The organism is Pseudomonas sp. NY15372, from assembly GCF_048068215.1.
GTDB classification, from domain to species: domain Bacteria; phylum Pseudomonadota; class Gammaproteobacteria; order Pseudomonadales; family Pseudomonadaceae; genus Aquipseudomonas; species Aquipseudomonas guariconensis_A.
Genome location: NZ_JBLUPY010000017.1, coordinates 16165 through 31776 on the forward strand (window position 1 = coordinate 16165; position 15612 = coordinate 31776).

General features: G+C 65.0%; 14 protein-coding genes. 8 read left to right on the plus strand and 6 right to left on the minus strand.

The window, feature by feature from the left end:
* Window position 1: 1 nt before the first annotated feature.
* Window positions 2–559 (plus strand): NAD(P)H nitroreductase, encoded by a 558-nt coding sequence (locus ACNFG0_RS13850; RefSeq protein ID WP_416765255.1) that lies wholly within the window; start codon window positions 2–4, stop codon window positions 557–559.
* 88 nt (window positions 560–647) lie between these two features.
* Here the strand turns inward: ACNFG0_RS13850 and ACNFG0_RS13855 are convergent, their stop codons facing one another.
* The 5 genes from ACNFG0_RS13855 to ACNFG0_RS13875 form a co-directional block, all read right to left on the minus strand.
* Complete coding sequence (locus ACNFG0_RS13855) at window positions 648–1985, minus strand: sensor histidine kinase (protein ID WP_196166903.1); 1338 nt, start codon at window positions 1983–1985, stop codon at window positions 648–650.
* Between the two features lie 61 nt (window positions 1986–2046).
* On the minus strand, window positions 2047–2463 hold the full coding sequence (locus ACNFG0_RS13860; protein WP_196156157.1) for a Spy/CpxP family protein refolding chaperone: 417 nt from the start codon (window positions 2461–2463) through the stop codon (window positions 2047–2049).
* A gap of 230 nt (window positions 2464–2693) precedes the next feature.
* Window positions 2694–3371 carry a response regulator transcription factor gene (locus ACNFG0_RS13865; RefSeq protein WP_196145558.1) on the minus strand — a complete coding sequence of 226 codons (678 nt, stop codon included), beginning with the start codon at window positions 3369–3371 and terminating at the stop codon, window positions 2694–2696.
* 150 nt (window positions 3372–3521) lie between these two features.
* Window positions 3522–3821, minus strand: a complete 300-nt coding sequence (locus ACNFG0_RS13870; protein ID WP_070092114.1) for a YciI family protein — start codon at window positions 3819–3821, stop codon at window positions 3522–3524.
* Between the two features lies 1 nt (window position 3822).
* Window positions 3823–4419, minus strand: coding sequence for a septation protein A (locus ACNFG0_RS13875; RefSeq protein ID WP_196156158.1), 597 nt, complete (start codon window positions 4417–4419; stop codon window positions 3823–3825).
* A gap of 67 nt (window positions 4420–4486) precedes the next feature.
* On the opposite strand from ACNFG0_RS13875, the gene ACNFG0_RS13880 reads away from it, so the two are divergent.
* From ACNFG0_RS13880 to ACNFG0_RS13905, 6 genes are all read left to right on the plus strand, one after another.
* Window positions 4487–5347: a PHP domain-containing protein gene (locus ACNFG0_RS13880; protein WP_196145556.1), complete on the plus strand. Its 861-nt coding sequence runs from the start codon at window positions 4487–4489 to the stop codon at window positions 5345–5347.
* 13 nt (window positions 5348–5360) lie between these two features.
* Window positions 5361–5990, plus strand: a complete 630-nt coding sequence (locus tag ACNFG0_RS13885; RefSeq protein WP_196156160.1) for an L-threonylcarbamoyladenylate synthase — start codon at window positions 5361–5363, stop codon at window positions 5988–5990.
* A gap of 125 nt (window positions 5991–6115) precedes the next feature.
* The gene (locus ACNFG0_RS13890) at window positions 6116–6814 is read left to right on the plus strand and encodes a segregation and condensation protein A (RefSeq protein ID WP_196156163.1); all 699 of its coding nucleotides are present in this window, start codon (window positions 6116–6118) and stop codon (window positions 6812–6814) included.
* A gap of 23 nt (window positions 6815–6837) precedes the next feature.
* A complete protein-coding gene (gene scpB, locus ACNFG0_RS13895; RefSeq protein ID WP_196145554.1) occupies window positions 6838–7605 on the plus strand; it encodes an SMC-Scp complex subunit ScpB in 768 nt (255 codons plus the stop codon).
* A gap of 214 nt (window positions 7606–7819) precedes the next feature.
* Window positions 7820–8875 carry a 23S rRNA pseudouridine(2605) synthase RluB gene (rluB, locus tag ACNFG0_RS13900; RefSeq protein ID WP_416765259.1) on the plus strand — a complete coding sequence of 352 codons (1056 nt, stop codon included), beginning with the start codon at window positions 7820–7822 and terminating at the stop codon, window positions 8873–8875.
* A gap of 705 nt (window positions 8876–9580) precedes the next feature.
* Window positions 9581–10999, plus strand: a complete 1419-nt coding sequence (locus tag ACNFG0_RS13905; protein WP_196145552.1) for an amino acid permease — start codon at window positions 9581–9583, stop codon at window positions 10997–10999.
* A gap of 196 nt (window positions 11000–11195) precedes the next feature.
* On the opposite strand, the gene ACNFG0_RS13910 is transcribed toward ACNFG0_RS13905, so the two are convergent.
* The gene (locus tag ACNFG0_RS13910) at window positions 11196–12080 is read right to left on the minus strand and encodes a LysR substrate-binding domain-containing protein (RefSeq protein ID WP_196145551.1); all 885 of its coding nucleotides are present in this window, start codon (window positions 12078–12080) and stop codon (window positions 11196–11198) included.
* A 150-nt stretch (window positions 12081–12230) separates the two neighbouring features.
* Between ACNFG0_RS13910 and ACNFG0_RS13915 the strand changes: the two genes are divergently transcribed.
* On the plus strand, window positions 12231–15251 hold the full coding sequence (locus ACNFG0_RS13915) for an FAD-binding and (Fe-S)-binding domain-containing protein (RefSeq protein ID WP_416765261.1): 3021 nt from the start codon (window positions 12231–12233) through the stop codon (window positions 15249–15251).
* Window positions 15252–15612: the final 361 nt, after the last annotated feature.

A 15612-nucleotide genomic window follows, 5' to 3' on the forward strand; every position in this document is an offset into this window, starting at 1 on the left:
CATGGAGGCTCTCGACGCATTGCTCAACCGTGTTTCCGTGCCACGCCTGACCGACCCGGCGCCCAATGCCGCCCAGCGCGAAGCGCTGTTCCAGGCCGCACTGCGCGCCCCCGACCACGGCCAACTGCGCCCATGGCGCTTCCTGACCATCGAAGGCCAGGGCCGCGACAAACTCGGTGAGCTGTTCGCCGAAGCGCTGCGCCAGAAGGGCGATGCCAGCCAGGCGGCCCTGGACAAGGCCCGGGCCATGCCGATGCGGGCACCGTTGCTGATCGTGGTGGTGGCCCGGCTGCAGGATCACTTCAAGATTCCCAAGTCCGAGCAGCGCCTGGCGGCAGGCTGCGCGGCCCATGGCATCCTGATCGCGGCCCATGCCCAAGGTATCGGCGCAGTGTGGCGCACCGGCGACATGGCGTTCGATGCCCATGTGCACCGGGGGTTGGAACTTGCCGAGAACGAAGAGCTGATCGGCTACCTGTATGTCGGCACCCCTGCCACCGAGCCGCGCACGGTGCCGGTGCTGGAAACTGCCGATTTCGTCAGCGCCTGGGGCGAGTGAGGGGCAGGGCCGCCTTGCGGCCCTTTCACCGCGCAAGGCCTATGGTAGGAGCGGCCTTGTGCCGCGAAAGGGCTGCGCAGCAGCCCCGTCATCCCGCAACGATCTCGCAGGGCAGCTCCAGGGTCGCGACGAACCCACCCTGCGGATGGTTCCCAAGCTTCAAGCTGCCCCCGTGACGCTCCGCCGCGCGCCGGGCAATCGCAAGCCCCAGCCCATGCCCTGGCGCCTCTTGCCCCGGTGTACGAAAGAACGGCTCGCCCAGCTGGGCCAGGTGTTCCTCGGCCACGCCTGGCCCGTGGTCGCGGACGCTCAGCACGATACGGCCCTGCTCGGTTTCGGCGCGCAGCTCGATCGGTTGCCCCGCGGGGTTGAAGCGCAACGCATTACGCACCAGGTTGTCCACGGCACGCTCGATCAGTGTCGGCCAGCCCAGCAGGGTCAAGCCAGGCGTGGCCTCCAGGCGCACCTCCTGTTCCGGGGCGCTGAGCTGGGCATCCTTGCGCACGCTGCCCAGCAGGGCGTTGAGGTCCACGGGCTCAGCATGGGACTGTTCGGCGTCGACCCGGGCCAGGGCGAGGATTTCGCTGATCAGGTCTTCCAGCCGGTCGCATTCGCGGGTCAGGCGTGGCCATAACGCCTGGCGCTGCTCCGGCTCGGCCCGCTCGGCCAGGGCCAGGGCGATACGCAGGCGCGCCAGCGGCGAGCGCAGTTCATGCGAGACATCGCGCAGCAGCTGGCGCTGGCTGCCGATCAGGCTCTGCAAGCGCGCCCCCATCTTGTTGAAGTCGTTGGCCAGCACGCCGAACTCGTCGCGCCGGGCGGCCAGGCGCGCCAGGCTGTTCTGCTGGTAGCTGGTTTGCCCCAGGTCATGCACGGCGCCGCGCAAGCGGCTCAAGGGGCGGGTGATGGAGAGCGTCACCAGCAGGCTGAACAGGGTCAGCACCACCAGGGCGATGCCCAGGGCACTGAGTGGCCATAGCAGGCTTTCGCGGTGCCAGGCGTTGAGCTCCGGGTGGGGGATGCGATAGATCAGCAGGTAGGTCTCGCCGCTCTGGGGGCTGGTGTACTCCTCGGTCAGGCGGCGCCAGGGCAGGTGGCGCTGGTCATTGTGCTGGCGTGCTTCGAAGGCGGCGGCGCGACGGGGAAAGGTGCCGGGCACCACGGCCTGGCCATTGTCGTCCAGAACTTGCACATCGATCTTGTAGCGGTGCTTGCGTCGTTCCAGGAAACGTTGGGCGGATTCGAGGCCTTCCTGCTCGTAGTGCTGGGCCCAATGGCTGGCCAGGGTGTTGAGGCCGGGGTGGCGGCTGAGGATCCAGGCGTCCTGGTTGAGCATGTGGCCAAGCAGGATCGACAAACCGGCGACCAGGGCGATGGCCAGCCAGAAGCTGGCCAGGATGCGCCAGAACAGTGAACGCAAGAGCAACCTCCTGAAAGCGTGAAAAGCCCGGCCCGCGATGAGGCGGGCCGGGCGTTGAGCAGACAGCTTACTGGGCCTTGCCGGCTTTTTCAGCCTTCCAGGCCTGGAACTCCTGCCATTCGGCCTTGCGTGTGGCGCGTTCCTTCTGCAGCTCATCGAACTTCTTCTGCTGCTCGGGCTTGAGCAGGCCACGGATGCTGGCCTGGGTCTTGTCGTGGCTGGCCTTGATCTCATCCTTCATGGCCTTCTGGTCGGCGGCCGGCAGCTTGGCGATGTAGCGTTCGGTGATGTCGCGGCGCTGTTTCATCTGCTCGCCCATCAATTTGCCGATCTGCTGGCGCTGGTCGCGGCTCAGGTCCAACTGGGCGAAAGGCGCGTCACCGCGATGATGCGGGCCGCCATGCTGGTGACCGCCGTCGGGCATGGCCATGGCCACGGTCGGCAGGGCGGCGGCGAACATCAGGGCGATAAGGGTCTTGCGCATGGTGTTTCTCCTTTCATGGGCCGGTGGTTACCGGATGAGCTCAGTCTAGGGAGATCACCGTCAAGTGCGGTCAACGGACGGTAAAGGCTTGGTAAAGACGAAGCAGGGCCGTTACGTGCTCCATCGCCGGCAAGCCGGCTCCCACCTCGACCGCGCTGCCCTCGAGTGCTGTGCCGTATCTGTGGGAGCTTGGCTTGCCGGCTATGGGGCGCGCAGCGGCCCCGGCATGCTTACAGGCAGTAGTAGTAGCCTCGGCTGCGCAGGGCAACGATGCGCGGTCGGCCGTCGGGATGGGGGCCGATCTTCTTGCGCAGGTTGCTGACGTGCATGTCCAGGCTGCGGTCGTACAGGGTCAGCTTGCGACCCAGGGCGAGCTGCGCGAGCTCCTGCTTGTCCAAGGGCTCGCCGGGCTGGCGCAGCAACGCCTCGAGGATACGGCTCTCGGAGAGGGTCAAGCTCATTTCCCGCTCGTCGATGCTGGCCACACCGCGTGCGGGGCTGAAGGTCAGGTCGCCGATCTCCAGCTGGCTGCTGGTGGCGGCCGGGTGGCTGCGTCGCAGCACGGCGCGCAGGCGGGCGGTGAGTTCTCGTGGGTCGCAGGGCTTGGCCAGGTAGTCGTCGGCGCCCAGTTCCAAGCCCAGGATACGGTCCAGGGGTTCGCCCCGGGCCGAGAGCATCAGCACCGGCAGCTCGGCATGTTCGGTGCGCAGTTGCTTGAGCAGTTCAAGGCCACTGCCGTCGGGCAACATCACATCCAGTACCACGGCCGAGGGCGCCTGGGCGGCCAGGGCCTGGCGTGCGCTCTGGCCATCATGGCAGGCGCGCACGGTAAATCCTTCCTGGCTCAGCCAGCTGGCAAGCAGCTCGCAGAGCTCCTGGTCATCATCAATCAGTAACAGCTCGCTCATGACTCACTCAATTCAACCATTGACGGCGTTCTCGATGCCCGCCACCGGCCAAGATACCGCATGCTGCGGCAAGGGGTGTACTGGCCGGGTCAGCCAGGCCCTGCGACGGCGGGGCGCTGGCAGTGTTCGCCAAGGGAGCGGCGGGAAGGGTCAGGGCAGGACTTGCTTGAACGGCTTGACGACGACTTTATCGTAGACCCCGGCGGCGATGTACGGGTCGGCATCGGCCCAGGCCTGGGCGGCGGCCAGGGAGTCGAACTCGGCGACGATCAGGCTGCCGGTGAAGCCGGCGGCACCTGGGTCGTTGCTGTCGATGGCCGGGTGCGGGCCGGCCAGTACCACGCGGCCTTCGGCCTTGAGCTGCTGCAGGCGCTCGATGTGGGCGGGGCGGGCGGCCAGGCGTTTTTCCAGGGAACCTTCGACGTCGCTTGCGATGATGGCGTAGAGCATGTCAATCCTTGGGTTTAGAGGTGGAGGGGTCGTTGTCATGCAGGTGGCGCGACAGGTATACGCCCTGGGCCACCAGGAAGATCACGGTCATGCCCAGGCTGCCGAACACCTTGAAGTCGACCCAGAAGTCCTGGAAGGTGAAAGCGACGAACAGATTGGCCGCGCCGCAGACCAGGAAGAAACCGATCCACGCCAGGTTCAGGCGGGTCCAGATGGCGTCCGGCAGGGTCAGGGCGTGGCCCATGATGCGCTTGATCAGCACCCGGTCGCCGACGAAATGGCTGGCGGCGAAGCCCAGGGCGAACAGCCAGTTGACCACCGGCGCCTTCCATTTGAGGAAGGTCTCGCTGTGGAAGGCGAGGGTCAGGCCGCCGAATACCAGGCAGGCGACCAGGGTCAGCAACTGGCCTTTTTCCAGCTTGCCGTGGCGCAGGAACAGCGCGCCATACACCACCAGGGAGCTGATGATCAGCATGGCGGTGGCGCTGTAGATACCGCCGAACTCGAAGCTGTGGCCAGCCATTTCGATGGGGCGCGGGTCGAGCTTGTAGACGATGAAGAACAGCAGAAGCGGGATGAAATCGATGAATTGTTTCACAGTGGCAGCCAGAAGCGGGATGTGACGGCATAATATCAAACATCGATTCCAGCGAAAGCGCTCCTCCATGAATGTTGATCTGCACTGTCACAGCACGGCCTCCGATGGCGCCCTGTCGCCTTCGGCCCTGGTCGCCCGGGCCCACGAGCACGGGGTGCGGACGTTGGCCCTGACCGACCACGACACCATCGAGGGCCTGCCAGAAGCCCGCCAGGCTTGCCTTGACAACGGCATGCACTGGGTCAGCGGCGTGGAACTGTCATGCACCTGGGGTGGCGCGACCATCCACGTGCTGGGCTACGACTTCCCGCTCGATGCCCCTGCGCTGCTGGCGGCCATCGAGGCCCTGCACCGGGGTCGCTGGTTGCGTGCGGAGGAAATCGACCGACGGTTGGCAGCCAAGGGCATGCCCGGCGCCCTCGAGGGCGCCCGGGCCGTTCAACAGGCGCTGGGCGACAGTGGCAACGCACCGGCGCGGCCGCATTTCGCCGAGTTCCTGGTGCGCGCAGGCCACGTCAAGGACCGCGGTGAGGCCTTTCGCAAGTGGCTGGGGGCCGGCAAGCTAGGGGACGTCAAGCTGCACTGGCCGACTCTCGAGGAAACTGTCGCGACGCTGCGTCAGTCCAACGCATGGGTGAGCCTGGCCCATCCCATGCACTACGAACTGACTCGCAGCAAGCGCAGAAGGCTCATTGCCGACTATATTCAGGCAGGCGGGCAGGCGTTGGAGGTGGTCAACGGGATGATGCCGGCCGAGCAGGTGGGCACGATGTCCATCCTTACCCGTGAGTTCGGCCTGCTGGCAAGCGCTGGCAGTGACTTCCACGGCCCCGGCACCTGGGGCGAGATCGGTGCCTACCGGCCATTGCCCGAGGACCTGCCACCTCTGTGGCGCCGATTCAGCCATGAACAGCCTATGGCGGTATGAACAGGATGACTACGTGAGCCAATTTTTCCAGATCCATGCGGAAAACCCGCAGGCGCGCCTGATCAAGCAGGCCGTCGAGATCATCCGTAAGGGTGGGGTGGTGGTGTACCCCACCGACTCGGCCTACGCAATGGGCTGCCAGATCGGCGACAAGACCGCCGTGGAGCGGGTTCGACGCTTGCGCCAGCTGGATAAGAACCACAATTTCACGCTGCTGTGCTGCGACCTGTCGCAGATGGGTACGTTCGCCAAGATCGACACGGCGACCTTCCGTCTGCTCAAGGCGCATGTACCTGGCCCGTACACCTTCATCCTCAATGCCACGCGCGAAGTGCCCCGTCTGCTGATGCACGAGAAGCGCCGCACCATCGGCCTGCGCGTGCCCTCCAACCCGATCGTCCTGGCGTTGCTCGAAGAGCTGGGCGAGCCCCTGATGAGCGTGAGTCTCATCCTGCCGGGCGATGAAGACCCGATGACCGACCCGTACGAAATCCGCCAGCGCCTGGAACACCATGTCGACCTGATCATCGACGGGGGCTTCGGCGACTTGAAGGCTTCCACAGTCATCGATTTGTCCGGCGACGACCCGGAAGTGATCCGTGTCGGCTGTGGCGACCCCGCGCCGTTCCTGGCCCCGGCGTGAGCCAGGCTCAAGAGGCCGCCGCACCGGTCAACGACAGCGAAGCGCCGCAACAGCTGCAACTGGCGCTGGTCTATGGCGAGGCCGTGACCGAGCTGCCGGTGGACCTGTACATCCCGCCGGATGCCCTGGAAGTATTCCTAGAGGCCTTCGAAGGGCCGCTGGACCTGCTGCTGTACCTGATCCGCAAGCAAAACATCGACATCCTCGACATCCCGGTGGCGGAAATCACCCGCCAGTACATGGCCTATGTCGAGTTGATGAAGAGCGTGCGCCTGGAACTGGCCGCCGAGTACCTGGTGATGGCCGCCATGCTTGCCGAGATCAAGTCGCGTATGTTGTTGCCGCGCTCAAGCGAGGTCGAGGAGGAAGAAGGCGACCCGCGTGCCGAACTGATTCGCCGGCTGCAGGAGTATGAACGCTTCAAGGCCGCCGCCGAGGGCATCGACGAGCTGCCGCGGGTGGGTCGGGAGGTGGTCGTACCGCGCCTGGAGGCGCCCCAAGCCAAGGTGCGCAAGCTGCTGCCGGAGGTGGCGCTGGAAGAGATCCTGCTCTCCATGGCCGAGGTGATGCGCCGCAACGACCTGTTCGAGAGCCACCAGATCACCCGCGAGACGCTGTCGACCCGCGAGCGCATGAGCGAGGTGCTCGAGCGGCTCAAGGGCGGTGGTTTCGTACCCTTCGTCGAACTGTTCACGCTGGAGGAAGGCAAGCTTGGCGTAGTGGTCACGTTCATGGCGATTCTCGAGCTGGTGAAGGAGTCGCTCATCGAACTGGTGCAGAATGAGCCTTTCGCCCCTATCCATGTCCGTGCCCGGGCCGAGTGACAACGAGCTAGCCTTTCCTGACGATGAACCTGAATGAACCGCGCGACCTGGCGTCGCTGATCGAGGCCTTCCTGCTGGCGTCTGGCAAGGCGCAGTCCCTGGAGCGCCTGTACGAACTGTTCGAGGAGGCCGAGCGCCCGGCGCCGGCTGTTTTCAAGAAAGCCCTGGAGCTGCTGGGCAAGTCCTGCAACGGTCGCGCCTTCGAGCTCAAGGAGGTGGCCAGCGGTTATCGCCTGCAAATCCGCGAAGACTACGCACCCTGGGTCGGGCGCCTGTGGGAAGAGCGGCCGCAGCGATACTCGCGTGCCCTGCTCGAGACCATGGCGCTGATCGCCTACCGTCAACCGATCACCCGCGGCGAGATCGAGGATGTACGCGGCGTGGCGGTGAACAGCAATATCATCAAGACCCTGATGGAGCGCGAGTGGATCCGTATCGTTGGCTACCGCGAGGTACCTGGCAGGCCGGCGATGTTCGCCACCACCAAGGCCTTCCTCGACCATTTCAACCTCAAGAGCCTGGACGAGCTGCCGGCCCTGGCCGAGTTGCGCGAACTGGAACCCGAGCCGCTGCTGGACCCGGACGATGCACCGGTGCCGGCACACCTGCAGGCGCTGGCCGATGCCAGCCTGGATGAGGCCGAGCAAGGCGAGGCGCCGCCGCGGGAGGAGACCAGTTTCCGGAGCTTGCTGGTGGAGCTGGATGCCATGGAGGAGGGGCTCAAGACCGATTTCGATGATTTGCGCGGCGAGGCCTCGGAACCTGAAGTCGAAGGTGAGCCCAAGCCTTGAAGTCTGTCCCCCCCTTGTAGGAGCGGGCGAGCCCGCTCCTACAAGGGGGGGGTGTTGCTGACCTGGCAGCACCACCGGGCAGAAAACCGTGGCTTGCTCATGAAAACCTTCTACGCTGCAGTGCGTTCGCCCACCGAACCGCGTATGATGCGCGCCCCTTTGGCGCATCCGTCGCCAGAAACCGCTTTCACTACATACACCGGGAGGTGCCCAGATGAGTGACCAAGACCTGCAAGAAACCCAACCCACCCCACCGTCTGGCGAAAAGCTGCAGAAGGTGCTGGCACGTATCGGCGTCGGTTCGCGTCGTGACGTCGAGGCCTGGATCAGCCAGGGCCGTATCAAGGTCAATGGCGTCGAGGCCACCCTCGGCCAGCGCGTCGACCTGCATGACGCCATCGCCGTCGACGGCAAGCTGATCAAGCGCGTGGAGGCCGCCGAGGCCACCCGCCGGGTGATCATGTACAACAAGCCCGATGGCGAGATCTGCACCCGTGACGACCCTGAAGGTCGCCCGACCGTGTTCGACCGCCTGCCGCGCCCGAAAGAGGGTCGCTGGATCAACATCGGCCGCTTGGACATCAACACCACCGGCCTGTTGCTGTTCACCACCGACGGTGAACTGGCCAACCGGCTGATGCACCCGTCCTACGAGATGGACCGTGAGTACGCCGTACGCGTGCGCGGTGAGGTCGACGACGACATGGTCGACCGGCTCAAGGCGGGCGTGATGCTCGAGGATGGCCCGGCCAAGTTCACCGACATCCAGAAGGCACCGGGCGGTGAAGGCTTCAACCACTGGTACCACTGTGTGGTGATGGAAGGCCGCAACCGTGAGGTGCGTCGCCTGTGGGAGTCCCAGGGCGTGGTGGTCAGCCGCCTCAAGCGCGTGCGCTTCGGCCCGGTGTTCCTCAACTCCGACCTGCCGATGGGCCGTTGGCGCGAAATGACCCAGGGCGAGATCGACATCCTCGCCGCCGAAGTCGGGCTGCAGCCTGTGGCGCTGCCGGCGCTGAACCTCAAGGCCAAGGACAAGCTCGAGCGCATGCAGCGTAAGTCCACCCGCCCGCTGGGCCGTGGTGAACGCGTGCGCAGCCTGCGCCCGGCCCAGGATGGCCAGGCTGAACGCCCAGTGCGCGAAGAGGCTGCGCCACGCAAGGCTGGGCGCGGCAGCGCCGTGGCCGAGCGTCCGAGCGAGATGCGCAAGCGTCCGGGCAAGCCCGAGGGTGACAAGCCGGCAGGTCGTGGCCGCGGCAAGCCGCGCGGCTGACCTCCTGGCGTTGAAAAGGGCCGCTGTGCGGCCCATCGCGGGGCTAGCCCGCTCCTACAGAAATGACACCGTCCCTGTAGGAGCGGGCTAGCCCCGCGATGGGCTGCGCAGCGGCCCTTTTTCGTGCGTCTATTTTCCAAGCCACTGATCTAACGAAACTTTTCCGAACGTCTGGCAAGTTTTCGAACCATTTTGTAACGATTATTTTACGAATCCCCCTGCTTTTCCCAGCTACGCCCCATCGTGTAAACAGATTTTGCCAAGAACTGCATCGCAGAGCCGCTCCGCCGCCGCTCGCCCCCTTGCCCAAGCCCTCGCCCCACGGTGATATAGCGCCCATGCCGTGTGCAGAAGCCGGGCCGCAGAGCCGGGCATCGAGAACAACAAATGGAGGCGCCATGTACGCCGATCTCTCCGCCTTTCCAGGCCTTCCCCCCAGGACCGGTGCGTTTTTTCATCAGGAAATGACGCAACGCGTTGACGCCTGCGCGCTCGCAGGGGTATACAATGCGCCGCGTTTTACCTGTGACCCCAATGCGTACCGCGCACTCTTGCTGACGCCTGGTTGAGTCGCCCAGGGCCTGGGCCCTCGGTGTCATCACCTCGTCCAAGAAACCCAAGGTAACCACCTTGCCCATTCCGCTGCGCCACGAGCGCGGTGGGTCCGATTTCGTCACAGATAAAAACAAGCAGGTGACTTCGTTCATGAGTGGACAAAACATGCCTTCAGGCGAGCTCAAGCGTGGCCTGAAAAACCGCCATATCCAACTGATCGCCCTGGGTGGGGCCATCGGTACCGGATTGTTCCTGGGCTCGGCCGGCGTGATGAAGTCCGCCGGCCCGTCGATGATCCTCGGCTACGCCATCTGCGGCTTCATCGCCTTCATGATCATGCGCCAACTGGGCGAGATGATCGTCGAAGAGCCCGTCGCCGGCTCCTTCAGCCACTTCGCGCATAAATACTGGGGCGGTTTCGCCGGCTTCCTGTCGGGTTGGAACTGCTGGGTGCTGTACATTCTGGTTGGCATGTCGGAGCTGTCCGCTGTCGGCAAGTACATCCACTACTGGTGGCCGGAGATCCCGACCTGGGTCACGGCGGCAGGCTTCTTCATCCTGATCAACGCGATCAACCTGATGAACGTCAAGGTGTTCGGCGAGGCCGAATTCTGGTTCGCGATCATCAAGGTGATGGCCATCGTCGGCATGATTGGCCTGGGTGCCTACCTGCTGACCAGCGGCAGCGGCGGCCCTGAAGCCTCGGTGACCAACCTGTGGGCCCACGGCGGCTTCTTCCCCAATGGCGTGAGCGGCCTGGTGATGGCCCTGGCGATCATCATGTTCTCCTTCGGCGGCCTGGAAATGCTGGGCTTCACCGCCGCCGAGGCCGACAAGCCGAAGACCGTGATCCCGAAGGCGATCAACCAGGTCATCTACCGTATCCTGATCTTCTACATCGGCGCTCTGGTCATCCTGCTGTCGCTGACCCCGTGGAACAGCCTGGTCGCCAGCATCGACGCCTCTGGCGGCAGCTACGGCAGCAGCCCGTTCGTGCAGGTCTTCTCGCTGCTCGGTAGCGATGTGGCCGCCCACCTGCTGAACTTCGTAGTCCTGACCGCAGCGCTGTCGGTGTACAACAGCGGCACCTACTGCAACGCCCGTATGCTCTATGGCATGGCCGAACAGGGCGATGCCCCGGCGGGCCTGGCGAAGATCGACAAGCGTGGGGTGCCGGTGCGTTCGATCCTGGCCTCGGCTGCCGTGACCCTGGTCGCCGTGCTGCTCAACTACTTCATGCCGCAGCACGCCCTGGAGCTGCTCATGTCGCTGGTGGTGGCGGCCCTGGTGATCAACTGGGCGATGATCAGCTACTCGCACCTGAAGTTCCGCCAGCACCTGGACCGTACTGGCCAGAAGCCGTTGTTCAAGGCGCTGTGGTATCCGTACGGCAACTACATCTGCCTGGCATTCGTGGTGCTGATCCTGGGAATCATGCTGATGATCCCTGGCATCCAGGTGTCGGTGTACGCGATTCCGGTCTGGCTGGTGGTGATGTACCTGTTCTATGCGATCAAGAGCAAGCGCAGTGGGCCGGTAGCCTCGGCTGCCGGGTCCGTGGCCAAGTAAGCTTCTGTCGGTTGCATCCCAACCCGGTGCCAGGTGACTGGCATCGGTTTTTTTATTGCCACGGCCCATCGCCGGCAAACCGGCTTACAACGCAACCGAGGGTGCCCGGAAAGTCCTGTGGCCGGCTTGCCGGCGATAGGGCCTGTAGCACCACCACTGCACCTGAACGCTCAAGCGGCCTGAGGGCCCAGGCGCCTCAAATCTGCCCCAGCAGCCATCCTCGGAACGCTCGCAGCGAAGGCAGCGCCTCGTTGCGTGGCGGGTAGATCAGGTAATAGCTGCGCTGGCTGGCAAAGGCCTCTCCGGCACTGAACAGCTCCCCGCTGGCCAACTCTTCTTCCACCAGGATCCGCGGCACCAGCCCGATCCCGATGCCTGCCCGTACCGCCTGGATCAGGTGCGACGTCAATTCGAAGCTTGGCCCCAGCCGCATCCCCCGATGCGGCAGGCCATGGTGCGAAAACCACTCGCCCCACGCATGGGGGTTGTTGGCCACATTGAGCAGCACCTGCTCGCTGATACGCCCCGGCCCCCACCCTTGTGCATCGGCCGCGGCCTGCGGCGGTAGGATGACCACCAGCTCCTCGGCATGCAGCCGATGGCAGATCAACCCGGGCAGGTCATGGGTCGCCACGCCAATGGCCGCGTCGATCTCGCTGGTCTCGAAATTGATCGCTTCGATTCGTGAATGAATGTGCACCAGCATCCCCGGGTGCGCCGTATAGAACGCATGCAGTCGCGGTAGCAGCCATTTGGAGCCGAACGTGGGCAAGGTGGCCAGGCGCAAGGTGCCGACACCGGACTGATACGCCAGCGCCTGCAGGGTCGCGCTGCGGATGCGCCCCAGCGCCTCGCTGAGCTCACGCTGGTACAGGCGCCCGACATCGGTCAGTTGCACCTGGCGCCCTTCGCGCCGGAATAGCGTCAGGCCAAGCTGGTGCTCCAGTGCCTGGACCTGGCGGCTGACCGCGCTCTGGGTCAGCGACAGTTCGGCGGCGGCGCGGGTGTAGCTTTCATGCCGGGCGGCAGCCTCGAAGGCCAGCAGCAACGACATCGATGGCGTCAGGTGGCGGTAATTCATTCATAAAGCTCATTGATAGCGGCAGGAATATCCGTTTGCCCCCAGCTGGAAACTACAGGAACATTGGCACATTCGTCATCCTCGCCTGAGCAACTCATGCCGGGACGACAGGATTTCCGTGAATTAGCCCTATCAAGAGGCCATCCTTCGATGATCGCCCAGCTGTCGACCCGTGCGCCTGCCGCTCACTACCCCGAATTCCTCGAAGCCCTGCGCGCCAGCGGCTTCCGTGGCCAGATCAGTGCCGACTACGGCACCCGCACCGTGCTGGCCACCGACAACTCCATCTACCAGCGCCTGCCCCAGGCGGCGGTGTTCCCGATGGACGCCGACGATGTGGCGCGGGTGGCCGCGTTGATGGCCGAGCCGCGTTTTCGCGACATCAAGCTGACCCCGCGTGGCGGTGGCACCGGCACCAATGGCCAGTCGCTGACCGACGGCATCGTCGTCGACCTGTCGCGGCACATGAACACGATTCTCGAGATCAACGTCGAGCAGCGCTGGGTGCGGGTCCAGGCCGGCGTGGTCAAGGACCAGCTCAACGCGGCTCTCAAGCCCCACGGGCTGTTCTTCGCCCCTGAGCTGTCCACCTCCAACCGCGCCACCGTCGGCGGCATGATCAATACCGACGCCAGTGGCCAGGGCAGCTGCACCTACGGCAAGACCCGCGACCACGTGCTGGAGCTGCATAGCGTGTTGCTCGGCGGCGAGCGCCTGCACAGCCTGCCGATCGACGAGGCGGCGCTGGCGCAGGCCTGTGCCGCGCCTGGCCGGGTGGGCGAGGTGTACCGCACGGCCCGGGAAATCCAGCAGACCCAGGCCGAGCTGATCGAAAGCACCTTCCCCAAGCTCAACCGTTGCCTGACCGGCTACGACCTGGCGCACCTGCGCGACGAGCAGGGCCGCTTCAACCTCAACAGCGTGCTGTGCGGGGCGGAAGGGTCGCTGGGTTATGTCGTCGAGGCCAAGCTCAATGTGCTGCCGATCCCCAAATATGCGGTGCTGGTCAATGTGCGCTACTCCAGCTTCATGGATGCCCTGCGCGATGCCAATGCGCTGATGGCGCACAAGCCGCTGTCGATCGAGACCGTGGACTCCAAGGTGCTGATGCTGGCGATGCAGGATATCGTCTGGCACAGCGTGGCCGAGTATTTCCCGGCCGACGCCGAGCGGCCGACCCTAGGCATCAACCTCGTCGAGTTCTGCGGTGACGAGCCGGCCGAAGTCAACGCCCGGGTGCAAGCCTTTATCGACCATCTGCAGGCCGATACCAGCGTCGAGCGCCTGGGCCATACCCTGGCCGAGGGCGCCGAGGCGGTGACCAAGGTCTACGCCATGCGCAAGCGTTCGGTGGGCCTGCTGGGCAACGTCGAAGGGGAGGTGCGTCCGCAGCCGTTCGTCGAGGATACCGCGGTGCCGCCGGAGCAACTGGCCGACTACATCGCCGATTTCCGCGCCTTGCTCGATGGCTATGGCCTGGCCTATGGCATGTTCGGCCATGTCGATGCTGGCGTGTTGCATGTGCGTCCGGCGCTGGACATGAAAGACCCGGCGCAGGCGGCACTGGTCAAACCGATTTCCGATGCCGTGGCGGCGCTTACCCAACGTTACGGTGGCCTGCTATGGGGCGAGCATGGCAAGGGCCTGCGCTCGGAATACGTGCCGGAGTACTTCGGCGAGCTGTACCCGGCATTGCAGCGCCTCAAAGGTGCATTCGACCCGCACAACCAGCTCAACCCGGGCAAGATCTGCACCCCGCCGGACAGCGCCGAGGGGCTGACGCCGGTCGATGGCGTGAGCCTGCGCGGTGACCTCGATCGCAGCATCGACGAGCGTGTCTGGCAGAGTTTCGGCAGCGCCGTGCACTGCAACGGCAATGGCGCCTGCTACAACTACGACCCCAACGACGCCATGTGCCCATCCTGGAAGGCCACCCGCGAGCGCCAGCATTCGCCCAAGGGCCGAGCCTCGCTGATCCGCGAGTGGCTGCGCCTGCAGGGCGAGTCGGACATCGACGTGCTGGCTGCGGCGCGCAACAAGGGAGGCTGGCTCAAGGGCCTGCCGGCACGGCTGCGCAACGCCCGGGCACGCAAACAGGGCCAGGAGGACTTCTCCCACGAGGTGTACGACGCCATGGCCGGCTGCCTGGCATGCAAGTCGTGCGCGGGGCAGTGCCCGATCAAGGTCAATGTGCCTGACTTCCGCTCGCGCTTCCTCGAGCTGTACCATGGCCGTTACCAGCGCCCGCTGCGCGACTACCTGATCGGTTCGCTGGAGTTCACCATTCCCTATCTGGCCCATGCGCCGGGCCTGTACAACGCAGTGATGGGCTCGAAGTGGGTAAGCAAGCTGCTGGCCGACAAGGTCGGCATGGTCGACAGCCCGCTGATCAGCCGCTTCAACTTCCAATCGACCCTGAGCCGCTGCCGCGTCGGCATGGCCAGTGTCCCGGCCCTGCGCGAGCTGACCCCGGCCCAGCGCGAGCGCAGCATCGTGCTGGTGCAGGATGCCTTTACCCGCTACTTCGAGACGCCGTTGCTGGCCTCGTTCATCGAGCTGGCCCACCGCCTGGGCCACCGCGTGTTCCTGGCCCCCTACAGCGCCAACGGCAAGCCGCTGCACGTGCAGGGCTTCCTCGGTGCCTTCGCCAAGGCCGCGATCCGCAATGCCACGCAGCTCAAGGCCCTTGCCGAATGCGGCGTGCCGCTGGTGGGCCTGGACCCGGCGATGACCCTGGTGTATCGCCAGGAGTACCAGAAGGTCGATGGCCTGGAGGGCTGCCCCAAGGTGCTGTTGCCCCAGGAGTGGTTGATGGACGTATTGCCCGAGCAGCCTGCGGCCGATGCCGGCCACTTCCGCCTGATGGCCCATTGCACCGAGAAGACCAACGTGCCGGCCAGCACCCGCCAATGGGAGCAGGTGTTCGCCCGCCTGGGCCTGAAGCTGGTCACCGAGGCCACCGGCTGCTGCGGCATGTCGGGCACCTATGGCCATGAGGCGCGCAACCAGCAGACCTCGCGGACTATCTTCGAGCAGTCCTGGGCGACCAAGCTGGACAAGGAAGGGGAGGCGTTGGCGACCGGCTATTCTTGCCGCAGCCAGGTCAAGCGTATGACCGAGCGGCAGATGCGCCATCCGCTGGAAGTGGTGTTGCAGTACGCCCGGCGCTGATGTGTGCAGCCTTCATCGCGGGACAAGCCCGCTCCCACCAGGCCTGCGCTGTCTTCAGAGATACCGCCGTACCTGTGGGAGCTGGCTTGCCAGCGATAGGACCGGGGCAAGCAACTCAAGACAGTTGGCTCCCACAGGGCAACGCATAACCATTTGATTTTGCGCCCTTTGTGGGAGCGGGCTTGTCCCGCGATAGGGTGCACAGCGCCCCCAGGGTCGTGAGAGGTGACACGAATCGAAGCGGGTGCTCAGCTCATGCGAAGTAGGAAGACGGAAGGATTGAAGCGCGAGAATAGACTGGCGGGCATCTGGACGGTGTGAAAACGCGATGACGGGCAAAGTCCCGCGAGTCAGCCGTTTT